The sequence below is a fragment of the Novosphingobium humi genome, assembly GCF_028607105.1.
In the GTDB taxonomy this organism is placed as follows: domain Bacteria; phylum Pseudomonadota; class Alphaproteobacteria; order Sphingomonadales; family Sphingomonadaceae; genus Novosphingobium; species Novosphingobium humi.
Window position 1 is genome coordinate 348,813 of record NZ_CP117418.1, and the last position, 24,695, is coordinate 373,507.

18 protein-coding genes are annotated in these 24,695 nt (G+C 62.7%); 9 read left to right on the plus strand and 9 right to left on the minus strand.

Annotated features, from left to right (window positions below; translation table 11 throughout):
- Positions 1-5: 5 nt before the first annotated feature.
- Entirely contained in the window at positions 6-905 is a 900-nt protein-coding gene (locus tag PQ457_RS17545; RefSeq protein WP_273620140.1) for a LysR family transcriptional regulator, read from the minus strand.
- Between the two features lie 131 nt (positions 906-1,036).
- Between PQ457_RS17545 and PQ457_RS17550 the strand changes: the two genes are divergently transcribed.
- A complete protein-coding gene (locus PQ457_RS17550; RefSeq protein ID WP_273620141.1) occupies positions 1,037-3,373 on the plus strand; it encodes a TonB-dependent receptor in 2,337 nt (778 codons plus the stop codon).
- 23 nt (positions 3,374-3,396) lie between these two features.
- On the plus strand, positions 3,397-4,833 hold the full coding sequence (locus PQ457_RS17555) for a sulfatase family protein (RefSeq protein ID WP_273620142.1): 1,437 nt from the start codon (positions 3,397-3,399) through the stop codon (positions 4,831-4,833).
- Between the two features lie 18 nt (positions 4,834-4,851).
- On the opposite strand, the gene PQ457_RS17560 is transcribed toward PQ457_RS17555, so the two are convergent.
- A complete protein-coding gene (locus PQ457_RS17560; RefSeq protein ID WP_273620143.1) occupies positions 4,852-5,241 on the minus strand; it encodes a hypothetical protein in 390 nt (129 codons plus the stop codon).
- 161 nt (positions 5,242-5,402) lie between these two features.
- On the opposite strand from PQ457_RS17560, the gene PQ457_RS17565 reads away from it, so the two are divergent.
- From PQ457_RS17565 to PQ457_RS17585, 5 genes are all read left to right on the plus strand, one after another.
- Positions 5,403-5,960, plus strand: coding sequence for a peroxiredoxin (locus PQ457_RS17565; protein WP_273620144.1), 558 nt, complete (start codon positions 5,403-5,405; stop codon positions 5,958-5,960).
- Between the two features lie 41 nt (positions 5,961-6,001).
- Positions 6,002-7,243 carry a protein-disulfide reductase DsbD family protein gene (locus PQ457_RS17570; RefSeq protein ID WP_273620145.1) on the plus strand — a complete coding sequence of 414 codons (1,242 nt, stop codon included), beginning with the start codon at positions 6,002-6,004 and terminating at the stop codon, positions 7,241-7,243.
- A 77-nt stretch (positions 7,244-7,320) separates the two neighbouring features.
- Complete coding sequence (locus tag PQ457_RS17575; RefSeq protein ID WP_273620392.1) at positions 7,321-7,836, plus strand: sigma-70 family RNA polymerase sigma factor; 516 nt, start codon at positions 7,321-7,323, stop codon at positions 7,834-7,836.
- Position 7,837: 1 nt separating this feature from the next.
- Entirely contained in the window at positions 7,838-8,470 is a 633-nt protein-coding gene (locus PQ457_RS17580; protein ID WP_273620146.1) for an NrsF family protein, read from the plus strand.
- Between the two features lie 268 nt (positions 8,471-8,738).
- Entirely contained in the window at positions 8,739-9,833 is a 1,095-nt protein-coding gene (locus PQ457_RS17585) for a helix-turn-helix transcriptional regulator (RefSeq protein WP_273620147.1), read from the plus strand.
- A 39-nt stretch (positions 9,834-9,872) separates the two neighbouring features.
- Here PQ457_RS17585 and PQ457_RS17590 read toward each other — a convergent pair whose 3' ends face one another.
- From PQ457_RS17590 to PQ457_RS17610, 5 genes are all read right to left on the minus strand, one after another.
- Complete coding sequence (locus PQ457_RS17590) at positions 9,873-12,065, minus strand: TonB-dependent receptor (RefSeq protein ID WP_273620148.1); 2,193 nt, start codon at positions 12,063-12,065, stop codon at positions 9,873-9,875.
- Positions 12,066-12,090: 25 nt separating this feature from the next.
- Positions 12,091-13,326 carry a serine hydrolase domain-containing protein gene (locus tag PQ457_RS17595; protein WP_273620149.1) on the minus strand — a complete coding sequence of 412 codons (1,236 nt, stop codon included), beginning with the start codon at positions 13,324-13,326 and terminating at the stop codon, positions 12,091-12,093.
- A 224-nt stretch (positions 13,327-13,550) separates the two neighbouring features.
- Positions 13,551-15,557 carry an SPFH domain-containing protein gene (locus tag PQ457_RS17600; RefSeq protein ID WP_273620150.1) on the minus strand — a complete coding sequence of 669 codons (2,007 nt, stop codon included), beginning with the start codon at positions 15,555-15,557 and terminating at the stop codon, positions 13,551-13,553.
- Positions 15,558-15,671: 114 nt separating this feature from the next.
- Positions 15,672-16,304, minus strand: a complete 633-nt coding sequence (locus PQ457_RS17605) for a hypothetical protein (protein WP_273620151.1) — start codon at positions 16,302-16,304, stop codon at positions 15,672-15,674.
- 122 nt (positions 16,305-16,426) lie between these two features.
- The gene (locus PQ457_RS17610; RefSeq protein WP_273620152.1) at positions 16,427-17,947 is read right to left on the minus strand and encodes a carboxylesterase/lipase family protein; all 1,521 of its coding nucleotides are present in this window, start codon (positions 17,945-17,947) and stop codon (positions 16,427-16,429) included.
- 384 nt (positions 17,948-18,331) lie between these two features.
- Between PQ457_RS17610 and PQ457_RS17615 the strand changes: the two genes are divergently transcribed.
- A complete protein-coding gene (locus PQ457_RS17615) occupies positions 18,332-20,650 on the plus strand; it encodes a TonB-dependent receptor (protein WP_273620153.1) in 2,319 nt (772 codons plus the stop codon).
- 53 nt (positions 20,651-20,703) lie between these two features.
- Here the strand turns inward: PQ457_RS17615 and PQ457_RS17620 are convergent, their stop codons facing one another.
- On the minus strand, positions 20,704-22,974 hold the full coding sequence (locus tag PQ457_RS17620; RefSeq protein WP_273620154.1) for a TonB-dependent receptor: 2,271 nt from the start codon (positions 22,972-22,974) through the stop codon (positions 20,704-20,706).
- A 103-nt stretch (positions 22,975-23,077) separates the two neighbouring features.
- Between PQ457_RS17620 and PQ457_RS17625 the strand changes: the two genes are divergently transcribed.
- A complete protein-coding gene (locus PQ457_RS17625) occupies positions 23,078-24,007 on the plus strand; it encodes a LysR family transcriptional regulator (protein WP_273620155.1) in 930 nt (309 codons plus the stop codon).
- Between the two features lie 11 nt (positions 24,008-24,018).
- On the opposite strand, the gene PQ457_RS17630 is transcribed toward PQ457_RS17625, so the two are convergent.
- Entirely contained in the window at positions 24,019-24,657 is a 639-nt protein-coding gene (locus PQ457_RS17630; protein ID WP_273620156.1) for a TetR/AcrR family transcriptional regulator, read from the minus strand.
- Between the last annotated feature and the right edge of the window lie 38 nt (positions 24,658-24,695).

The following is a 24,695-nucleotide window of genomic DNA, read 5'->3' on the forward strand; positions in this document are numbered from 1 at the left end:
GCCGTTCAGGCGTCCGGGGCCGGGCCGCTCAACTTCTGCGCCGCCTTGGTGAAAAAACCGCGCAGGGCCTCGGCATGGTCGCGTGCCAGTTGCGGGGAAAGGTAGAGCCTCGTCTGCCACACGCCCAGTTTCTGGACCTCTTCCAGAATGCCCGAGGGATCGAGTGAGGTCACGATGCTGGAAAGCACGACCAGCGCGCCTGCGCCCTCGCTGGCCATGCGGATGGCCACGTCGTGAAAGGGATAATGGCCCGCGATGCGGAAATTTACCCCGGCATGGCGCAAATAACGGATCTGCGATGCGGCATCGGGATGGTCGCTGTTGGGCAGGATCAGGTCGATCGGCTGCGCCGGGTCGGCCCTGATCCGCGCGGCAATGGTGGGGCAGGCATAGATGCCCATGTCGGTTTGCGCCAACGCCTGCGAATGGGGCAATTCCTCCGCTGATTTCACATTCAGCAAGGCGCCCTGAACCTTGTCCGCCAGAATGGCCTGTTTGAGCCATTTGCGGGTTTTGGGAATCACCAGATTGAGGTTGATTTCGGGATGCCGGCGCAGGAATTGGGGCAGCGCCGGGCGCAGGGCATCCTCGAGCAGATGCGGCCCGGTGTGGATGGTGATGCAGGTCGGTGCGGCGGGCGAGGGTGCCAGCCTTTGCCCCAGCGCCAGCCCTTGCCGGACGAACTGGGTCGCCGCATCACGAAATGCCTCGCCTTCGGGCAGCAACTGGATGGCCGCCCCCCTGCGGCGGCGGAACAGCGCTCCGCCCAACTGCTCCTCCAACAGGCAGATCTGGTGGCTGATCGCGGCCTCGGAAATGCCCAGAGCCTCGGAGGCCCGCCGAAAGCCTTCCGCTTCGCAGACCTTCAGGAATATCTCGATCTGGCGGATGGTGAAGCGGAACATGAAAGGCAGGATAACCGATAAGCTCTGCCTTGTCACTTATGACAAGGCCTGCCCCCTTTGCTCAGGCGCGTCCGCCCCACCTAGGCTGCGCGCCATCACCGACGGCAAGTTCGGGATCAGGGGAGAGGAACATGTCGAAATTTGCTGGAATACGCTATGTCCTGTTGGCATCGGGGGCGCTGTTGCTCGCCCAGGGCGCGATGGCGCAGGAGGCCAAAAAGCCCGATACCGGGGTTGCTGAAATTGTCGTCACGGCGCAATTCCAGTCGCAGAAATTGCAGGACACTCCGCTGGCCATCACGGCCATCAATGCCTCCGGGCTGGAGGCGCGTTCGATCAACCAGATTGCCGATATCAGCAACAGCGCGCCCGGCGTCCTGCTCAAACCATCGGCCGCCGCCTTTGGCCCGGCGGTCACGGTCTTCGTGCGCGGCCTGGGGCAGAGCGACAGCAGCATCGCCATGGAACCGGGCGTGGGCATGTATGTCGATGATGTCTATTACGGTTCGCTGTTCGGCGCCAATTTCGACCTGCTTGATCTGGAACGGGTGGAGATTTTGCGCGGGCCGCAAGGGACGCTGGCGGGCAAGAATTCCATCGGCGGGGCGGTCAAACTCTACAGCCGCAAGCCCGACGGGCGCGGCGCGAATTACCTTGAGGCCGGCTATGGTTCGCGCAATCTGCTCAGCTTTCGCGGCGGGGGCGATTTCACCATCGTGCCGGACAAACTCTATGCCCGCGCCTCGGGCGTTTATACGCAGCAGGACGGCTATGTGACGCGCTTTGATTATGGCTGCCTCCATCCGTCATCGGGGGTTCCGGCGGCGGGCATTTCCGGCCATTGCGTGCTGGGCCATGAGGGCGGCAAGAATTACGGGGGTGGGCGGCTTGCCCTGCGCTACACGCCCAATCCGCAATGGACGGTCGATCTGTCGGCCACGGTGATCAAGGACAATTCCGAGGTCGCGCCCACGGTCCTGCTGGCCGCGAACAGCACTTCGGCGGCCTATTTTGCGCCCTTTAATCCCGCGCTCTTTGTCGTGCCCGCCGGGGCCAATTACAATTACGCCACCTATGCCACACCCGCCTTCATCGACCCGGCCATCTATAATGGCAAGGTGGGCGCGGGCAGCCATCCCGCGATCAGCGTGCCGAGCCATAACGACCTGCTGCAAAGCACGTTCAACGGCACGACCACATGGCGGCCGGGCGAGAACCTGACGCTGACCTCGATCACCGGCTACAGCCGCACCAATGTCAGCTATGGCATTGACGGCGATGCCAGCCCGATCACCACCCAGACCGCGCTGTATCAGGCCCGCAGCCGCCAGTTCAGCCAGGAATTGCGCCTCAATGGTCGGGCACTGGGCACTTTGCTCGACTGGACCGTGGGCGGCTATTATTACCGGGCGGACAATAATTTTGCCGGGTCGAACATCCTTTATCCCGGCAAGCCGTTCGAAAACCTCAACGCGCCCGACGATGACGCGATTTCCACCAACAAGAGCGTGTTTGGTCAGGCGATCCTGTATCCGCTTTCGGGCCTGAACCTGACGGGCGGCATCCGCTATACCGGCGACACCAAGGACTACACCTATCGCCGTTACAACCCGTTCCTGCCCGGTGTGCCCACCTTTACCGCTGCGGGCGTGCTGACCGGGGTGCAGAGCCATTATCAGGCGAACAAGGTCGATTACCGGGTCAATCTGGACTATCGCTGGAATGATCAGTTGATGACCTATGCGCAGGTATCGACCGGATTTCGCGGCGGCGGCACCAATCCCCGGCCTTTCGTGCCCGAACAGGCGGTGCCTTTCTATCCCGAAACGATTACCGCCTATGAGATTGGTTTTAAAAGCGATCTATGGTCGCGGCGGGTGCGGGTCAATGGCTCGCTGTTCCTCAATGATTATTCGAACATCATCTTCACCAACACCGCGCCCACGGCCAACAGCGCGCTCAACGCCACGCCCACCAATGTCGGCTCCGCGCGCTACAAGGGCGCCGAACTGGAGATAACGGCGCGGCCTATGGGCGGGATGCTGATCGACGCCAGCGTCAGCTATCTGCATTTTCAACTGACCTCGATCAGCGCGGCGGGCGTGGTCATTCAGGGCGTGACGCTGGCCAATGCCGCGCCCTTTGCCCCGGCATGGAAGGCGGCGTTTGGCGCGCAATATGGGGTGGAAACCAGGATCGGCACTTTCACCCCGCGCGTGGATTACAGCTATCAATCGTCCTATTTCACCACAATTGCCGATAATCCCGAAGGGCAGGTGGGCGCCTATGGCGTCACCAATGCGCGGTTGACCTTCGATTCTCCGAACAAGGACTGGCGCCTGTCGCTGGCCGTGCGCAACCTGTTCGACACGACCTATTACAACAACAAATTCTTCAATCTGGGCATGACCCTTGCCCAGCCTGCGCCGCCGCGTGAAGTGTCCGTGACGCTGCGCCGCAATTTCTGATCATTCGCTCAAGGACAAATGCCATGGCTTCTTTATCGCGACGTTCGCTTATCGCCCGGTCAACGGCTCTGATCGGGGCGGGTCTGGTGCCCGAACTTGCCAGAGCGGCGACGGGCAAGGGGCAACGCCGACCCAATATCCTGTTCATTCTGGCCGATGATATGGGTTTCGCGGATCTCAGTTGCTATGGTCGGCGTGATTATGCCACGCCCGCGCTCGATGCTCTGGCGGCCGGGGGACTGCGCTTTACGCAGGCCTATGCCAATTCGGCGGTCTGTTCGGCCACGCGCACGGCGCTGATCACCGGGCGCTATCAGAACCGGCTGCCCGTCGGGCTTGAGGAGCCGCTGGGCCAGCGCCCGGTCGGCCTGCCGCCCAGCCACCCCACGCTGCCCTCGCTGCTGCGCCAGGCGGGCTATGGCACGATGCTGATCGGCAAATGGCATCTGGGGGCGCTGCCCGATTATGGGCCGCAGCAAAGCGGGTATGATCATTTCTGGGGCTTTCGCGGCGGTGGTCTGGACTATTTCACCCACAAGGCTTTCGGCAAGGCGGACCTGTGGGATGATGCGCGCCAGATCGACCAGCAGGGCTATCTGACCGACCTGCTGGCCGCCAAGGCGCGCGAGGTGATCACGGACCATGCGCGGCAGGACAAACCCTTCTTTATGTCGCTGCATTTCAACGCGCCGCATTGGCCTTGGGAAGGGCCAGAGGATGTGGCCGAAGCGCGCCGTCTGGACGAAAGCGGCAAGCCCATGGCCATGTTCCATTTCGACGGGGGCAGCGCGAAGATCTATGCGCAGATGGTCACGCGGATGGATTACCAGATCGGCCTGATCCTCAAACGCCTTGAGGAACTGGGCATGGCCGAGAACACGATCGTGGTCTTTACCAGCGACAATGGCGGCGAGCGCTTTTCCGACACCGGCCCGTTCACCGGGCGCAAGACCGAACTGCTCGAAGGAGGGCTGCGCGTGCCCGCCATCATCCGCTGGCCGGGCGTGACGCGGGCGGGCGCGGTCAGCGAGCAGCCGATCATCACCATGGACTGGTTGCCCACCTTGCTGGCCGCCGCCGGGACCGCGCCCGATCCGGCCTTCCCTTCCGATGGCGAAAACCTGCTGCCCGTTTTGCGCCGCCCGGATCAGGCGCATGAGCGCAGTTTCTCATGGCGCTATCTCAACCTCAATCAGGAGGCCTGTCGCAAGGGCGACTGGAAATATCTCAAAATCCTGAACAACACTTTCCTCTTCAACGTGGTCGAAGACCCGCAGGAGCGGGCGAACCTGAAGGACCGGATGCCGGAAAAATTCCGCGAAATGCAGGCCGAGTGGCAGAAGTGGAACGCCCAGATGCTCCCCCTCGATTATGACGCGGGGACCAGCGGGTTTACCGGCGCGCAATTGCCCGATCATTTCGGCATAGAAAAGGCCCAGACATTCGTGCGACCCAAGTGAGGCAGGCGCGCCGCTCTCTCATGGCAGGCCCCTGAAGCGCACCAGCGTCATCGCGAAAGCAAAGAGGAATGCGTAAAGGAAGCGGATGGCGGCGGCGCGTTGCGCGCCGCGCCTGCCCAGCCACCGGCTGATCGGCACCATCGCTGCCGCGCACAACAAGGGAATGACAATCGTGCCGACGATCCGCGCCGTATGTCCGGTGATCAGGGAATGAGGCATAATCCACAAACTGACAATTCCGGCCATCGTGCCCAACAAGACATAGGCAATCGAGGCAACAAGCCGGTTGGGCCTGCGCTCAAACAGTTGGCCGATGCATTCGAGCCCGCCTTCAAACAAGCTCTCCGCCAAAATTTGCAGAAGGACTTCACCGAGAAACTGGATGATGATTTCGAGAAGAAATTCCATCCTGCCTTTCAGCCATATGCTACACACCTGCGGCAAGAAGGAAAAAATTTTGCACCGGATGATTTTGACCGCAACTTTTTGCCGCGTGCCAGCGAAACGGAATGTGAGGGGGTAAGGGAAGGCCCATCCCCTTCAACCGGTTTCGTATTGGAGCAGAGCAGATGAAATTCCGTAAGAACCTTGCCGTTTCGCTGGCGCTTGGGCTGCTGGCCGCCTCGCTTCCCACTGCCGGCTTTGCCGCCCTGCCGCAGGGCGCCTCCGCGCCCAATTTCACGCTGGACGCGGCAAAGGCCGGAAAGACGTTCCATTTCACGCTCAACCAATCTTTGCGCAAGGGGCCGGTCGTCCTCTATTTCTTCCCGGCAGCCTTCACCCCCGGCTGCACGGTCGAGGCGCATCTCTTTGCCGAAGCCACCGACAGCTTCCGCAAGATGGGCGCCACGGTCGTGGGCGTGACGGCGGGCAATGTTGAGCGCGTGGCCGAATTTTCCAAGGTGGAATGCCGCGACAAATTCGCCGTGGCCGCCGATCCGGGCGCCAAGATCGCCGCCGAATACAAGACCACGATGACCTTCAAGGACCGCCTGCTGTCCGAGCGCACCTCCTTTGTCATCGCGCCCGACGGCAAGATCCTGCTGAGCTATACTGACGGCAATCCGCAGGCCCATATCGACAAGACCATGGCCGCCGTGCGCGAATGGAAAGCCAAGCACGGCTGATCGCTGATCGGGTCCCCCTCTCTGTCGTTACGAGGCTTTTGATGCTTGTTGCCATTCTCTCCGCCTTTTTGGGCGGGCTGATCCTCAATTGCATGCCCTGCGTCTTTCCGATCATTTCGTTAAAGGCGTTCGGCCTCGTGCGGCAGGGGGGCGATCCGGCCCTTCTGCGTCGTGAAGGGCTGGCTTTCATGGGCGGTTCGGTGCTGGCGATGCTGGCGCTGGCGGGTGTTTTGCTGGCGCTGCGGGCCGGGGGCGAGGCGGTGGGCTGGGGGTTCCAGCTGCAATCGCCGATGGTTGTCGCGCTGCTGGCGTTGGTGATGATCGGTTCGGCGCTCAACCTGATGGGCCTGTTTGAAATCGGCCTTGGCCTGCAACGCGCCGGACAGAGCGTCAGCGGGCGCGAGGGCCTGACGGGGGCTGCCCTGACGGGCGCGCTGGCGGTGGTGGTGGCCACGCCCTGCGCGGGCCCGTTCATGGCCGGAGCGTTGGGCTTTGCGCTGGTTCAGCCGCCCATCGTGGGCCTTGCGATCTTTGCCGCGCTGGCGGTGGGCGTGGCCGCGCCTTTTACCGCGCTGTGCTTTTCGCCCGCGCTGGCCCGGCGTCTGCCGCGTCCGGGGCCGTGGATGGCCACGCTTAAACATGCGCTGGCTTTTCCGATGCTGGCGGCGGCGGCCTGGCTGGTCTGGGTTCTGGATGAACAGACGGGCTCGGCGGGCCTGCCCTTCATTCTGGGCAGCGCGCTGCTGCTGGGCTTCAGCGCGTGGATCTATGGTCTGGCCCAGCGCCGCGCCATGTCGGGCAAACCGGCGCGCACTCTTACGCTGACGGCGCTTACGGGGCTGGCGGTGATCGGCGGGGCCTTTGCCATGCCGGGGGCCGCGTTTGAAACCCCGGCGCGCAAACCGACCGTCACGGCCGCCCGCGATGATCGCCCGATCCGCTGGTCGCCACAGCAGGTCGCGCGCCAGACCGCCGCAGGCAGGCCGGTGTTCGTGGATTTTTCGGCCGCATGGTGCCTGACCTGCAAGGTTAATGAAAAGGCGGTCCTCTCGACGCCCGCCTTCAAGGAAGCGATAGCGCGCACCGATACAGCCTTTATGATCGCCGACTCCACCAACTATGACGCGGGAATCGAAAAAGCGATGAGCGATCTTGGACGAACCGGTCTGCCGCTTTACCTCGTCTATCCGGCGGGCGGAGGCAAGCCGGTGATCCTGCCGCAGGTGCTGACCAAGGATCTGGCGATCAAGGCGCTGGAAGCCGCCGCGCGCGCAAAGGGTTGATCCCATGCCTTGTCCAAGGATGCGATAGGCCCAGCGTGCCCGGCGACCTTCCCCCCGAAAGCGAATGGCCCGCATGGATGCGGCGGGCGCAGGATGGCGATCAGGCGGCCTATCGCATGGTGCTGCGCGCGATATTGCCCTCGATCCGCCGCATCGCCGGGCGGCGCATTTCCGATGAGGATCTGGTGGAGGATGCGGTGCAGGACACGCTGATGACGATCCATCGCCTGCGCCATACCTATGACCCGGCGCGGCCGCTGATGCCGTGGGTAGGGGCGATTGCGATGTCGCGCGCGATTGACGTGCTGCGCCGGTCGGGCCGGACGCGGCGGTTTGAGATCATGGATGACGAAGCCATGGAAGCCGCCCCCGACCACGCCGCCGCCGAGCCGGGCGAGGCATGGGGCAATGAACGCGAAGTGGCCCGTTTGCTGGGCCGTTTGCCGCAAAGGCAAAGGATGATGGTGGAAATGGTGAAGCTGAAAGAGATGAGTCTGGATGATGCGGCGGGCGCGAGCCGGATGTCCGTTTCGGCGGTCAAATCCCTGCTCCACCGCGCCCTTGCCCGGCTGCGCGAGGATGGGAATGCCTGATATGCGCGATTCTGAAGCCCTGATTGAGGTGCTGGCCAAGGATATGCGGCCTGTGGACCGGGTGGCGCCGGTGTGGCGGCGGGTGATGGTTTGGGGGCCGGTGGCGCTGGGGCTCGGTTTTATGGCCACCCTTATGCTGCATCGTTTCAACACCGATTGGTCAGCCGCCCATGCGGCGATTTCGGTGGCCAATGTGGCTTTGTCTCTGACGCTGGGTCTGGCGATTTTCGCCGCTTCCCTTTCCATCAGCGTGGCCGGCGGGCGGGTCCGGGGCAAGGGGTGGATCGTGGGCGGCTTGGCGGCATGGCTGGTGCTGGCCATGGTCAGCATGGCGCTCTCGCCCCGGCTGATCAGCTTTCAAAGAGGTGTGGGCAGTTATTGCTTCACCTTTGTGCTGACCGCAGGCGCGCCGATGATCCTGGTCGCCATTGCCGCCCTTCGCCGCACGCGGTCGCTGAATCCCCGGCGGTCCCTGAGCGTGGCGGGGGCGGGGATTGCCTTCATGGCCTTTGGCCTGCTGGGCTTTTGCCATCCGGCGGAAATGTCGATGACAGATTTTGTCGCCCATCTGCTGGCGGCTTTGGTCTTGGGGGTGGGCACGGTTCTGGCGGGGCGGCCGTTGATCCGGGCCTGAAAGCTGCCAGCGGGCCATACGACCATGATCGAGGGCGTTTCCTTTTGAGGGGGATGCCGTTTAGACCTTTGGCCTCGGCCGCCGGGCCGGGGTTTTGCCAAATTGGAGCATGCCTCTGCCTTCTTGGGGCCTTTCCTCGGTTTTGCCAGGTTAGCGCGCGCCATGGTGATGCCGCGTAACGGATCTCGCTTTGGCTGCAAAATGGGAGTAGCTTGGCCGCCAAGCGCCACAGAGCGCGATGACAGGCAGAGAGGAGCGGCATTGGCCGGTGGATGACAACCAACTCATCGCCACGATGTATGGCGCGGTCGGCGAGGAATTGCGCTGGACCGCCGTGCTTGACGCGATAAAAATGCGTCTGGGCGTGGCCAGCGCCGTGTTTCAGGGCCTTGTTGCGGACAAGGACGATCTTGTCCCCTATCTGTGTCGGCGCGATACGTGGTCGACGCAGCAGGCTGAGCGTCACGACGCCTGGGCCAATTCACCGCTCAACCCCCGCTTTCGCCGCGATACCGAGCCGCGCGGCGAGGAGGAGATCGAGAGCGATCAGCGCAGCCTGGCTTTTACCGCCGCCGATCGCGAGGCGCTGCGCCATGGTCTGGCGGCCTGCGGGCTGGGGCCGGGCTTCTGGCTGGGGTGCAAGACCGCGCCGGGCGAACATACGACGATGATTTTTCACCGCCATGTCGGTGACGGGCGCGACATAACCGAGGCCGATCTGGGCTTTCTCAACCAGCTTCTGCCGCATTTCCGGCAAGTCTCGGGCCTGCTTGCGAAAATGGCGGGGTATGAAGCGCGGCTTGCCGTGGCCGATGCTTTCATGGATTCCACGAGCCTCGCGCTGATCGCCTGCGACCGGGATCTGGGCCTGCAATGGATGAATGCCGCGGCCGAACGGTTGATCGACACATTGCCGCAGATCGCGCGCGCATCGGGGAAATTGCGGCTGAGCGCGTTCGAGGCGGAACAGGTCGTCCGCGAGACGATCCGAGGGCAAAAGGGGGACACTTGCCGCATCGCGGGGGATCAACCGTGCGAGGTGCTGCATCTTCGTGTGCTGCGCCGCGATGCCGCCGACCGGCGCCGTCCGGGCAACAGGCTGGCGCTGATCGCGCTTTGCTCGCCCGGCACGGCGCCCAGCATCGATGCGGCCGAGGTGGCCGATCTGTTCGGGCTGACCATGGCCGAGGCGATGCTGACCACGCATCTGGTGGGCGGCATGACGGTCAAGGATTTCGCTGCCTATCGCGGCATTGCCGAGGGCACGGCAAGGATGCAGCTCAAAAGCGCGCTGGCCAAGACCGGCGTGGGGCGTCAGGCCGATCTGGTCCGGCAGGTCTGCCAGTCGCTCGCACGGCTCTAGGTCGGCCGGGGCGGATTGCCGCCGCCCCGGCCGTTCCCGTCAGAAAGTCACGTCCAGCTTGACCCCAAACTCACGCGGCGCGCCATAGAACTCGTTCGAATTCAATTGGCCGGTGATATATTGCTTGTTCGTCAGGTTGGTGCCCCATGCCTCGACCTTCAGCCGGTCGTTGAGCTTGAGCGTGACAATCGCGGACAACAGCCCGCGCGGATTGAGCCGGTCCGACAGCGGCGAATAGCCGATATAGGTGAATTGCTCGGAGACATAGGCATAATTCACCCGCGGCGTCAGCCTCACCTCGCCGCCCAGCGGGATTTCATATTCGACGCCGCCGCCCCATGTCAGGCGCGGCGCATAGAGATTGGGGCCGCCGCCCGTGGTCTGGATAAAGGGGCGATAGTCAAAGCAAAGCGGCGGCGAGGATGGGGTGCCCGCCGGGCATTGCGGGCCGAGATTGGCCCCGCCCAATTGCCGCGTGTTGACAAAGGTCACGCTGGCCAGATGCGAATCCACAAAGGCGACATTGGCGTCAAAGCCCAAGCCGCCAAAGCGCCCCTGCACCTGCGCCTCGACGCCCTTGATCTTGACCGTGGAGATGTTCTCCACGCCGGAAAAGCCGGTGCTGGGTTCGACCACGTTGAACTGGAAATTGGAGTATTGGTTGTAGAATGCGCTGAGCTGGGTGCGGATGCGGTTGTGCAGGAAGGCCGATTTCCAGCCCGCCTCATAGCTGATCACGCGTTCGGGATCGAAGTTGGACGTGGGCGAATTGAAGCCGCCCGGCTTGTACCCGCGCGCGACCAGCGCATAGAGCAGGTTGTCGCGGTCGATCTTCCAGTTGAGCGCGAATTTGCCGGTTGCCAGCGAATCCTTATGCTCGCCGGCCAGCGAGGCCACGGCAAGGCCGCCCGTGGGGAAGCCTGGAATGCCGCGCCCGATCGTGACATCGCCATAGCCGGTGGCCTTATAGGTCGAATAGCGCGCGCCCAATTGCGCCTCAAGGCCCGGAATGATCTCGTAATTGCCTTGGGCGAACAGGCCGGTCGTCGTGCGCTGGTTGCCGCCGATGATGTCGGTGGGAAAACCGCCCTGATCCTGAAGGATGCGGATGCGGATGTCATTGCGCTGGAAATAGCCGCCCAGAATCCAGTCGAACCGCCCCGCCGTGGGCGAGATGATGTTGATTTCCTGCGTATAGACCTTTTCGCCCGCGAAATAGTTTTCCGCAACGCCCTCCGGCCCGGTCGAAGCATCGACATCGTTGAGCGCGTTGATCCGCTTGTTCTGATAGCCGGTGACCGAGCGCAGGACGATCCCGCTCGCCAATTCCTGCTTCAGTTCAAGGCTGGCCTGAAAGGCGCGCTCGCGGTTGGCGACGGGTGTATCGAAGCTGAGCGTGCGAATGTCGCCCACGCGGTAGGCATCAAAGGGCGTGCCAAGGATCGGGCGATAGGCATAGCCGCCCGTGTTGCGGTCATTGAAGGACACTTTGGCGATGGCCTGAAACGATCCGGGCTTCCACATGGCGGTCAGGCGGCCGCCGCCCTCCTGCAGCTTGCCCGCATCGGTGGGCACCGGGCCGACGCTGGTGTAATAGCTGCGGTGGCTGCGATAGAAACCGGCCGCGCGCAGCCCGAATGTGTCGGAAACCGGCAGGTTCACCGCACCTTCGGACTGGAACGAATTGTAATTGCCCACGCCCACCGTCGCATAGCCGCCCAGCCCCTTGTTGAGCTGGGGGTTCTGCGTGTTGATGAAGATCGCCCCGCCGGTGGAATTTGACCCCACCAACGTCCCCTGCGGCCCGCGCAGCACCTCGACGCTGGCCAGATCGTAGAAACTGTTCCCCTGCACGATCGGCGGTTGGAACAACCCATCGACATAGGTGGCGACACCGGCCGTCACGCTGGGCGAATTGCTGGCCAGACCGATGCCGCGAATGTTGATCGATTGGGTAATGCCGCCATCCGAGATCGACAGGGCCGGGCTGGCATTTTGCAGATCGGACAGGTTGGTCACCGCCTTGGCGGCCAGCGAGCCGGTATCGAAGGCTGTTGCCGAAACCGCCAGATCCTGCAGCTTCTCCTTGCGCCGCTGGGCCGTGACGATGATGTCGCCGACGCCTTGACCGGCGGCCTCGGTTGCGGGGGCTGTTTGCTGCGCCAGACCGGCATCGGATTGGCAGGCAAGGGCGAGCGCAAGAGCGCCCCCCAGCATAGAATGAAGTTTCATGTTTCCCTCCCGTTGTTTTATTGTGTCAGGATTGCGGCTTCCATGCCGAAGCGGCGGCCAGAAACGCCAAGGTTTCCTGGCTGACCTCGCCGTCCTGCGGCGGGAAATAGCTCAGCTTGACCACCACGGTGCGGCTTGCCGGATCGATGTAGACATACTGTCCCTGCAATCCGATGGCCGAATAGGCGGGCGAATTGGCCATGGTCCACCATTGATAGCCATAGCCGCCCTCGGGGCCGTCTTCTGGTCCGGCAGGGGTTTGCGCGGCCTTGACCCAATCGGCGCTCACCACACGCTTGCCGTTGATGACGCCCTGATCCAGCATCATCTGGCCAAAGCGGGCCCAATCGCGCAGCGTGGCGTTGAAACCGGCGCCGCTGAATTCGCGCCCGATGCCCGGTTCGCCGTCCATGATGTAGAACCCGTCCGCCTCGGCGCCCAGCGGTTCCCACAGCTTGCGCGCGGTATAGGCCGCCACCGATCCGCCGCTGACCCGCTCGATCAGCCAGCCCAGCACCGCCGTGTCGATTGTCTTATAGGCAAAGACTTCGCCCGGCTTGGACTTGCGCTTGATCGTGCGGGCCACATCGGCAAAGCGCGCGACATTCCTGACCAGCGCGTTGATATGGTTGCTGGCCGCGATGCCGGGATTGGCGAAATCATAGCGCTCCTCGTAATCCACGCCCGAGCGCATCTGGAGGATCTGGCGAATGGTCACGCCGTCATAGCCGCCGCCTTTCAATTCCGGCAGATAGCGGGTGATCGGATCATCGAGCGAGGCGATCAGCCCATCGGCCAGCGCCGCGCCGACCAGCGTCGAGGTGATCGACTTGGTCATCGACCAGCCCATGAAACGGGTGCGTTCGTTCGATCCGTTGCGATAGATCTCGGTGACGATCCGCCCGTCCTTCATAATCAGCAGGGCGTTGGTATAGGTCCGCTCCAGCGCCTCCTGCGCGGTCCATGTCTTGCCGCCGAAGGAATAGGTGAAATCCATCGGACGCTCGACCTTGGGCAGGGGCGAGGGCGCCCCCGAATGGCCGACAAGGCGCGTGGTGAACAGTTGATCCATGTTGCGGAAGGCGAAAGAGTTCACATCCGCATCATTCATATGCCAGCGCATGATCTGCGTGGCCACCGGCACATCGGAGCGGACCTCGCCCTTCAGTTGGGCCGGAAGTTGCTGCTGGGCGCAGACCGCTGTCGGCCCCGCCAGCAAGCCGGCCATCGCGCCCACGGCAAGACGAAATGCAAAAGTCATGTTGATCCATCTCCCTGCGGCCCGGCTTTCATGAGCCGCCGCTGGGACGATAATGGCGTGCGGCAGGGAGGGGCGCATGAACCATTTGGTATATGCGATATCAATTTTTGCCGATGACGCGACGCGGGCGCGAGGAGGGCGCATGATGTTTTTATGTTTGCTTGCCCGGCCTCGCTCTGTCGGGCGCCCCCTGAAAGCCTACGTGCCCTCAGGAGGCTCCCTGATCAGCCTTCTTTCGTCACAAGGACCGACCGGTCCGCTTCACTGGAGCTCAGCAGATCCTGCCCCTTCTGGCTGAGCAACATGCCGATCAGCGCGGCCAGCGGCCCGCCGCCGGTTCCTTCGCCATGGTCCGAACCGGTGTTGATCTGGATCCGGGGCACGATATCCACGCCCGACTTCTCCAGCGCCTCGGCCAGTCGCTCGACGATCTGGCGCGTCAACTGGTTATGCGCGCCGCCTGAGGCTTCGGCCTGCCGTGCGATGGTTTCGGCGGTGGCAAGGCCGGTCTTGGTGATGCGTTCGGCGTCGGCTGCGGCCAGAGCGATCATCTTGGCCGCTTCGCCCTCGCCGATCAGGCGGACGCGGTCGGACTCGGCCTTGGCCTGCATACGGGTCTGTTCGGCCTGCTGCGTGGCCTGACGCAGGGCCGCCTTGCCCTCGTTCTCCTTCACGATGATCGAGAGTTCGGACTGGGTGATCGCCGTCTGCTGGTTGGCCTTGGCCTCGGCCTCGCGCAGGGCCTTTTCGCTTTCGGCGGCAATGCGCTGCTTTTCATAGGTCGCCACGCGCTCCTCGGCCACCTGCCGCTCGCGCAGCTGTTGCAGCACCTTTTCGATCTGATCATTGCCCCGGCCCGCGCGCGGCGTGCCGATCAGGACCTCCTGAAGCTCAAGGTTATAGGCGCCGAACTTGGTACGCATTTCCTCGCCCGCCTGCTGCTGAATGTCGCTGCGTTCCTGAAGCAGCTCGATCAGCGTCTTCTTCTGGGCGATATTCTTGAAATAGGCCGACACCATCGGGTCCAGCGTCTGCTCGACCAGCTTCTTGATGTCGCCGAAACGCTGCACCACCAGCGGCGCCTTGCGATAGTCGATATGGACCACAACCGAGAGCGGCAGCGTGGGCTCAAAGGCATCGCGCGTGATCAGCGAGACTTCGGACAGGTTCTCGTCGAACTTGTGCTGGCCGACGGTATCCTCTTCCCATTTCAGGATGAAATTGGTGGTGGGGACGATCAGGATCTTGCCCGCATAGGTGTTGAACGCATATTTGCCCGGCAGCAAAGGCTCGCTCCACACGCCGCGCGATCCGCGCGCGACCAGTTCGCCATGGCGGTAATCCTCGCCCGATGTGTCGCCCGTGTCATTGCCGGTATAGCTGATGACGACGCCCACATGGCCGACCTCGATCACCGTCTTGGCCACCATTTCGACCGTGGCGAACAGGCGGTTGATGTAATAGCTGCCCTCGACCAGCACCTGAAGCTGTCGACCGCGACGGCCACCCGCCGCGATGAACTTTTCCGGGTCCTGAAAACTGTTGTGGAAATGGGCCTCTTCGCTCTGCTGCGTGCCCACCTCGGGCGCAATGATATGGTCGGCGTTCAGCGCCGGGCCATCATGCACGGTCACGATGCCGATCTGGTCGGAACTGTCCTTGATGACCACGGCCTCAAAGCCGCCTCGCCCGGCGATGACGGTCTGCATCTGGCCAAACAATTCGCCGTCATTGGCGTTGAGCATCAGGCCATAGATCTGGTCGCGGGTGATGATCACGAATTGCGCGGTGTTGATGGCATAGGTGCCCTCGCGCAGGATGGTGCGCTGGGGGCCTTTCTGGCCACCCTTGGAAAGGAACGCGCGCACGTCAAGAAAATCAGCCGTGGCCGCATTGCTGGCCAAAGTCTGCGTGGGGGCCAGCGGCGCGCCGTCGCGGGCAAAGACATAGCCGATCTGGCCCTGCGGAATGGTCACCAGCGATTGGCTGTGGACGCGGTACTGAAAGGGGAAGAAAAAGTGGTAGCCGCCGCGCAATACTTCGGGCTGAAAACCCGCCTCTTCGCGCAGCGCTATCAGGCCATCATTGATCGAACCGGCGCCGCTCCATAGTTTTTCGACAATGGCGACACGGTTATTGCCGACATAACGCACGCAGCGCGAGGCAGCAAAGAGTGCAAGAACAAACACAAAAAGCCCGGCGCCGGCGCCGAGCACGATCATATTCTGCATGGAGGGTGACATCCTGTGGTGTCTTTTTAAGAAGCCGCGCAGTTGCGGCCGCCGCCGTATTTACGCCCAAAGCGAATGCTGCGCTAGCGAAATCGGAACGTGATAAAGTATCCTTCAGTCGAATTTTTCGCCATACTTAAGCTCGACATAATGAGCTAAAGTACGGGCCTTGTCCTGAGCAAGAATCCCGGATTCCCTTGATCTGGCCTCCAGCGCCTGTTTCAGCGTGGCCAGCGCGGCGGCGGTCTGGCGGCGCAAGGGGGCCTGCGCCCCGTCCGCCTTGTCGAGGGCGGCCCCTGCTGCGTCGAGCAGGCGTTGCAAATCCTGGACCATCTGGCGGGTCTGCGAGTCGTCATGATCGAGCGGCATGGCGGCAATCTGGTCAAGCAAAGCCGCGACATCCTCGCCGAAACGGTCCCGCGCCCCGGCCAGACTTTGGCTCAGTTCCCACCGGCTCTGGGCGGCCGGGTCATGCGTCTCGCGCTGCGCCCCGCGCCGATCGCCCGCCGCCGCCAGAGCGATCAGCGCCAGTGAGGCCAAGCCATAAATCAGCAGGAACCACCCGCCCAGCCGCAGAGCATGGGGCAACCAACCCGCCCATGTGCCCGGAGCCCTGCCCATGGCCGCATCGGCAATGAGCAGCAGGATATAGGCGGGCGCCAGAAAATGGATTGCGACCCCGGCCATGAAGCGGCTGCGGCGAATGCGCCTCACGTTGGTGGCGGCAGGCATCGGGGCAGGGGCCATGCGCGGTCTTTCGCAATTGCACAGGGCCGCAGCCTGCCGGTTGCCGCGCATTTATACAAGCCCGCCGCGTGCAAAGAGCCTGCTTCGTCAGGTGAGGCGTAAACCTCTCCCGCCCCTTCGCTTCAAAGAGCATCCCATAATGCTCGCTCCTTTCCGTCGGGATCGATCTGAAGAGAAGGTGTTGTGTCGAGATCCATTGTTGCGCGCCGCTCCGGCGTGTAGGTCGGCCATACGGGCAGGCCTCTGGCCATAGGCACACCGCCGCGCACAAAATGCACCACGGCGCCATGCAGGGCATCGGCCATCGGTTGATCAACGGCGGACAGGCCGAAGAAACCGGCCATCCCCTGCGTCTGGAGATGATCGAAGGTGAAGGGCACATCGAGTACATGGGGGGCGAGGCCCTTAAAAGGCCCGCCCGGCGCAGGATAGGTCAGGCGATAGCGCCAGACCGGAGCGCCGTTGCGGGCATGGGCCTCGGCCACGCGCAGGCAGGGCATGCCATATTCCTCGGCCGTCAGCAGCCGCCAATGGCGCTCGGCCTCCGACAGATCGGGGAAGGTCCGGGCATAGGCGCGATCAAGGGCGGCCACCCGGTCCATGCTTTCATTGGCCACCGATTGCGGGGCCAGCGGTGCCCCGGCCATTGCGGGGGGCAGGAACAGGCGGCTTTCATCGGCATTGCTGCCGATCAGCATGGGGATGCGCGGCGCCAGGCCCGCGCGGATGCGATCGAGCGGGACCATGGGCAGCGCTGCGCCATCGACCACCGGGCGGAAGGGGAAATTGTGCGGCCATGCGGCCTTCGCCGCCTTTTGTGCTGTCAGGATCTGATCAACCCCCGCGCTCAGCAGGCGATCGGCTCCGCCCAGCTTTTCGGCAAAGAGGCGCGCAAATTCCTGCGCCTGTTCCATGCTGTGGACGGTTTGCCCGCCCCCGCTGAATATTGCCGCGCGGGCATAGAGGCCATCGGCCGCAGGCATCCCGATCAGTGACCCGACATTCTTGCCGCCCGCCGATTCTCCGGCAATCGTGATTCGGCGCGGGTCGCCGTCAAAGGCACCAATATTGGCGCGCACCCAACGCAACGCCAGAACCAGATCGCGCAGGCCATGATTGGCGCTGCCCCGATAATCGGGGCCGAGCAGATCGCCCAATTCCATAAAGCCCAGCGCGCCCAGCCGGTAATTGGCGGTCACACAAATCACGCCATCGGCGGCAAACCTGTCGCCTGCAATCAGCGGTTCGCCGCTCCATCCGGTCTCATTGGCGCCGCCGTGGATGTAGAACAGCACTGGGTGAGGCCCCGCCGTGGTGGGCGCCCAGATGTTGAGATGGAGGCAATCCTCACCCATGCGGCCCGCAAAGGGGGCCATGCCCGGCAATTGCGGGGCCACGGAGGCGGGGCCGGTGGCATCCAGAACACCCTGCCAGTTTCGGGCTTCGAGGGCTGGGCGAAAGCGGGCGGCACGGCCATAGGGGATGCCGGTAAAGACGCGGATCCCGTCCTCGACGCGGCCACGCACCATGCCGTGTCGGGTGGCGATAGTCAGTTTTGCGGCACCGGCAGCCCGCAGTCGGCCCGCCACTGGGGCGATGGCCAGCAGGCCCAGCATCGCCCTTCGGTCAAGAGCATAGACCATATCCGATTTCCTTTCCTCCGCCCGATGATTCTCTGCATTTGTATACACAGAGGTTCTTTTGGGTTGAAAAACGGGAGGGGATCAAGGATAAATCTCTGAGGATCGGAATCTTTGTGCGCAAAATGGTTGGAAAATCGATTTCCTGCATACATTGCAGCGATTCCGGTTTGACAGCGCTATAAACCTGAAATACCTCATCGCCAAGGAGGCGCTGAACTGCATGCGTTGATCGGGGCTTTCGCCCTGATTGCATACATTAAGGCAGGCAGCGGGGGATGAGTAACTTCTCAAGGGGATATGCCGTCTGTCCGGGCCAAATGGTCCGCAGGTGTGGCGGTTTCTCTTTATAATATATTGAAAACAAAAAATATTGGGAGACGGATTATGAAAACCAGACTCGCCGTATCGATTTCGCTTGCCAGTCTGATGCTGGGCCTGCCGGGCATGGCCGCCCATGCGGCAACGGGGCCTGCCAAAGGCGATCAGAATGCCGGCGTCGTCGACATCGTGGTGACGGCGCAAAAGCGCAGCGAACGGCTTCAGGATGTGCCCGTCGCGGTCAGCTCGGTGAGCGGCGAGGTGCTCAAAGCCGCCAATCTGAGCAATATCACCGACATCCGTTTCCTGGCCCCCAGCGTCCAGTTCGCCGAATCGAACAGCGTGCGCGGCGAGGGTTTTGCCATTCGCGGCGTGGGCACTTTCGCCTTTGCCGACGGCACCGAACAGAGCGTCAGCGTGGTGGTGGATGGCGTGGTGCTGGGCCGCCCCGGCATGGGCACGGGCGATCTGGCCGATATTGCGCAGGTCGATATTCTGCGCGGGCCGCAAGGCATGCTCTTCGGCAAAGGCGGTTCGGCGGGCGTGGTGTCGATCACCACCAAGAACCCGGTCCAGAAATTCGAGGCCAGCGCCCGCGCTTCCTATGGCACCGACAATGAAACCAAGTTGGAGGCGATGGTCAACCTGCCGGTCAATGACAAGCTGGCATGGCGCGTGAACGGCTATTTCAACCACCGCGACGGCTTTATCCAGAACGTGTATACCGGCAAAACGCTGGGCGGCCAGTCCGAGGGCGGTTTCCGCACCAAGCTGCTCTACAAGCCGAGCGATGATCTCTCGGTCCTGCTGGCGCTGGATTGGGGGCAGCACAATTCGGATTGCTGCCAATCGGTGATTGTCGGCACGGCGGGCGCCTCGCCGACGAATTATGTCGTCTCGCGCATGAACGCCTATAATATCGTGCCCAGCCTCGATAATCACAAGACCAATGTGGGCGGGCCGGTCTATCTCAACATGGTGCAATGGGGCGGTTCGGCGGAAATCAACAAGTCGATCGGCGATTACACGCTGACGTCGATCACGGCCTTCCGCCGCTGGATCATCCATGACAACACCGACACCGGCTTTACCGACACGCCTTTCTTCCCGATCAACGGCGCCGATGAAGCCCAGCAGCAATTGACGCAGGAATTGCGCTTTGCCTCGCCCAAGCGCGGGCTGGTCGATTATGTGGTGGGCCTCTATTACTTCAACCAGAACCTGAAGGCGGCCTATCCGCAGCAGGGTCAGCTTGGCCTGCCCGCATCCAGCGCGATCTACAGTCGCAAGGCCCAGCCCGATATTCAAACGCTCAACTATGCGCTGTTTGGTCAGGGCAACATCAATCTGGCCGCCAACTGGAAGCTGATCGTGGGCGGGCGCTATACCCATGACGATCTGACCATGATCACCTATAACCGCACGCTGGTCAGCCCGACCGACAATCCTTTCCCCGGCGCAGCCCCGCTGGCCTTTGACCAGACCAATTATCCCAGCAACCGCAAGGCCGACAATTTCAGCTACAAGCTGGGCACCGAATACAAGATCACGCCCGATGTGATGGTCTATGCCACCTATTCGCGCGGCTACAAGGGTCCGGGCATCGGTCTGGTCAGCGGCTATGCGCTGGGGCAACCGCTGTTTTCGAACCCGGAAATCCCGACCAACTATGAAGTGGGCCTGAAGAGCGCGTGGTTCAACCGCAAGCTGGTGTTCAACATTGACGCTTTCCATACCGATATTCAGGATTTCCAGACGCAGGTGGCGACACCCTTCATCTTCAACGGCACCAACCTGGCCATTCTCCAGATCGCCAATGCGGGCAAGGTGCGCACCCAGGGCGTCGAAATGGACTTTACCGCCCGCCCGACCCAGCGCCTGACCATCGGCGGCAACATGGCCTTTATCGACGCCATCTTTGCCTATTTCCCCAATGGCACCTGCAACTATTCCGCCCAGCCCGGATGCTTTGTCAGCACCACTATTCCGGGCACATCGACCACCGTTCCGGCCACCAGCTTCATGAACAACACCGGACGCACATTGCCCAACAGTCCGAAGTTCACCTTCTCGGTCAATGCCAGCTATGATGTGCCTGTCAGCGCCTCCATGACCGGCTTTATCAGGGCCAATTACAACTATCGCAGCTCGGTCAATTTCAGCGCCAATGGCGATCCGCTGACGGCCCAGCGCGGCTATGGCATTGCCGGGGGGCAGATCGGCATCCGCGACGCCGACGGGCGGTGGAGCGCGGCGGTCTTTGCCCGCAATCTGTTCAACACCCGCTTTGTCACCGCGATCAGCAACAACGGCAGCTATCAGACCGCATGGCTGACCTCGCAGGCGATGCGCACGGTGGGCGTGACCGTGGACGCCAAGTTCTAAGGCCCAAACAGGATCAGGCTCCCGGATCGGGATCCGGGGGCCTGATTGCTCCATCAGAAGCGCATCGAAGCGCGCACCCCAAAGGTGCGGGGAGGGCGCAATTGATTATAAAGCACGCCATTCTTGACCGGGCTCTGGAAGCTGGCGGCAAAGACGGTGGTGTTTTCAAGATTGTTGACAAAGGCCGTGAGCGAGTAGCGGCCACCTGCCGGTTCGAACTGCAATCTGGCATTGCTGGCCATATAGGCGCCCTGTCGCCCGCCAGCCAGATAGTCGATCGAGACATAGCTGGCGCTCTGCACCCGCGTGTCGGCGCCCAGCGTGACGCTGGCCCCGCTCTTCAGCGCGAACTTGTGTTCATAGGCCAGATTGATCGTCCAGTCCGGCGCATTGACCACCGGGCGGCCGGAACAATCCACGCTGAAAATGGCCGCGCCTGCCGTGGCGGCAAGGCGCGAGGTGGGCGTGACCGCGCAGCCCACCGCCGGGGTGGCGCCCGATGAGGAATAGGCAAAATAGCCAAAGCTCTTGTAGCGGGCATGGAGCCACTGGATGTCGGCGGTGAACAGGTCACCGCTGGTCGGCTTGAACAGCACCTCGGCCTCGATGCCGTAGAGCTTGGCCGCGCCCGCATTTTCGGTCAGGAACACGGGCGCATAGATCGCCCCGCCCGGCGTGGAGGCCACCTGCACCGGGCCCAGATGCGACACCTGCTGGTTGCGGTAATCCCACCAGAAGGCCTCGACATTGAGTTGCAGGCGGTTGTCGAGAAAGCGGTTTTTGGACCCGATCGTATAGGCGGTCAGGTTTTCCGGCGCGGAATAGTTCTGGCCCGCAGCGGCATAGAGCGCCCCCGACTTGAAGCCCGTCGCGACCGAGGCGTAGAGCAGGCTGCGCGGCGCGACATCATATTCCACGCCCGCCTTCCACGTTGCCTTGCGGAAATGCACGTCGGATGTGGCCACGGCCGGGATATTGGCGAAAATCGGCGTGAAATTGCCGGTGGCCGGGCTAACAAAGCCGACAAAGGGCATGGTGGTGAAATTGGTCAACTGCTGCTTGTGATCATCGGTATAGCGCAGGCCACCCGTCACCCGGAAAGACGGCGCAACGGTCACGGTCGCCTGACCAAAGGCGGCAAGGCTTCTGGTATCGAGCAGCGAGTTGATCTGGAGCCCGTTGCTGCCCTGATCATAGCGCTGCTGGGCATCGACGTGCTCGTCGAACCAATAGGCGCCCGCCACCCAATTGACCGGGCCCGAACGGTTGGCAAGCCGAGCCTCGACCGAACCCTGCCGCGATTTCTCGACGTCGCGGATCAGGAAGGATGAGGCATAGGACTGGAAGTTGAGATCCGTCTTGCGCCATGCCGGGATCACGGTCAGCGTGGCAAAGCCCAGATCGGCATTGGCGGTCAGCGCTGCGCCGTAATAGTTGTTGTCCTGAAAACCGTCATTCTTGGCGACGATCTGGGGGACGGGCGCGGTCGGGTTTTGCGCCAGATAGGCGGCCACCACCGCCGGATCGCTGGGGCCAAGGCGCCCGTTGCCGATCAGCGGCATGATCGTTCCGCCCGACCCCTTGCCGCCGACATGGCCGTAATCCAGCATCAGCGTGGCGTTGATCCCGGCGCGGTTGTCGAATTTCAACTGGCCGCGCAGGGCGCCGGTGTTTTCATCGTCATAGCCATCGCTCATATAGCCGTCATGGCGGGCATATTGGCCCGATACGCGCGCGGCCCATTGCTCGCCCAGCGGCAGGTTGATCGCGGCCGAGGTTTTGAACGCGTTGTAATTGCCATATTCGGCATTCACGAAACCGCTCGTCTCGCCCAGCTTGGGCTTGGCGGTGATGACGTTGAGCGCGCCGCCGCTGGCATTGCGGCCATAGAGCGTGCCTTGCGGGCCTTTGAGCGCTTCGATCCGTTCAAGGTCATAGAACAGCGCGGCGGGGGCGGCCGGGCGCGAGAGATAGATGCCGTCAAGGTTGAAGGCCACGCCCTGTTCGGCAAAGGCATTGGCGCCGAAACTGCCGATACCGCGCATATAGATCTGTGTGAAGGAAGCCGCCGGGGCCACCTGTAAGGCGGGCACCAGACGCGACAGGTCGGTCGCCTGCGTCACCGATTGCTTGACCAGCGTGTCGCCCGCCACGGCGCTGACGGCCAGCGCGGCCTTTTGCAGATTTTCCTCTCGCCGTTGCGCAGTTACCACGATGTCCTGCAAACCGACGCTCTGGCCGTCTCCGGGCGCCGTACTCTGGCTTTGGGCCAGTGCGGGACCGGCCAGCAGAGCCGAGGCCATAAGCAGATATTTCAGGCGCATAACTGTCTCCCCATGTGTTTTATCTGGGGGCAGAATGACAAAGACTTTTGTATAAAGGAAATATTTTGTATTTATCGAATGGATAAAGAAAGCAAATCAAACCATGCGATTCAAGGGTCTCGATCTCAACCTGCTTCAGGTCCTCGACATGCTGATTGATCAGCGCAGTGTCACGCGCGCCGCCCAATTGCTGCATGTCAGCCAGCCCGCGATCAGCGCCGCGCTGGCAAGGCTGCGGCTGCATTTCGAGGACCCCTTGCTGGTCCAGCATGGCAAGCGGATGATCCCGACCCCTTTTGCTCTGCGCCTGCAACCCGGCGTCAAATCGGTGCTGGGTGATCTTGAGGCGCTGGTCAACACGCCCGCGCATTTCGACCCGGCGACCTCCATCCGCCAGTTCCGGGTGATGGCCTCGGACTTCATTCTGGTCGCGGTGCTGGGCGATCTGTTGCCGCAAATCGAGCAGGAGGCGCCCCATATCCGCCTCGACATCGTTTCGCCTCAGGATGATGCGATCGCCATGCTGGAGGCGGGCGAACTCGATCTGCTGATTACCCCCAGCGATTATGTCAGCGACCGCCATCCTGCGGTCAATTTCTTTCAGGAGCGCCATGTCGTGGCGGGATGGGCCGAAAATCCTCTGGTCCAAAGCGCGCCCGGTCTGGACGATTTGCGGGCCGGACGGTTCATATCGGCGCTGATCGGGCGCTCGGCCACCTCATCCTTTGCCAATCACCAATTGGCGCTTCAGGGCATAATGATCAAAAACGCGCTGACGACGACGACCTTTGGCGTGGTGCCCCAATTGCTGGTGGGGACAGGGCGACTGGCGATCCTGCATGAATCGCTGGCGCGCAAGGCGGCGCAGCATCTGCCCATCCGCTACTGGCCGTTGCCCGTGGCCATTCCCGACATGCATGAGGCCATCCAATGCCATCGCGCGCGGGTCAATGATCCCGCGATGGTCTGGCTGATCGACCGGCTGACCCAATGGTCGGCGGGCGTCATGGCCGAAAGGATGGAGCAGGACTAGCCCCTTTGCCGTCAGGCTTTGGCGATCAGCGGTTCGAGTTCATCGACCTTGCCGCCGGGCGCGGCCATTTTCAGCAGGCCGCTCAACAGCGCGACCGGCCCCTCCATGTCGATCCCATCGGGCACCACGCGGTTGGCGATAGACAGACCGCGCACGGCCCAGACCATCAACCGCTTGACCGCCATGGCCGCGTCCGCCTTGCCCCCCAGATCAGCCCGCATTGTTGCCAGCGCTGCCTCCTCGACTTCGGCCTGACGTTTGCGCACCGTTTCGGTCAGGTCCCTGTCGCTTTGGCTGGCCAGCAGGATTTCCAGCACGGCAATGCCCGATGGCATGCCCAGCACGCTCATCAGGATCCTTGGCCATTCATGGATGTTACGGCCCTGCTGCTCCTGCGTGACCAGCCGCTTGTATATATCCATTTCGCGCCGGTACACCTCGGCCACCACTTCGGCCATCAGCGCGGCGCGCGTACCGAACTGGTGCAGGATCGCCCCGCGGCTGACCCCGGCCCTTTCGGCGATCAGCGTGGTGCTGGCGGCGGCATAGCCCAACTCGTGGATGACCGCGATGGCCGCGTCGATCAGTGCCACGCGGGTCTCGGCGGTCCGCTCTTCCTGGCTGCGGCGGGTTCGGGATTGCTGGGTCATACATCCATCCTTTGCTGATGCATGAAAAGCACAGAGGG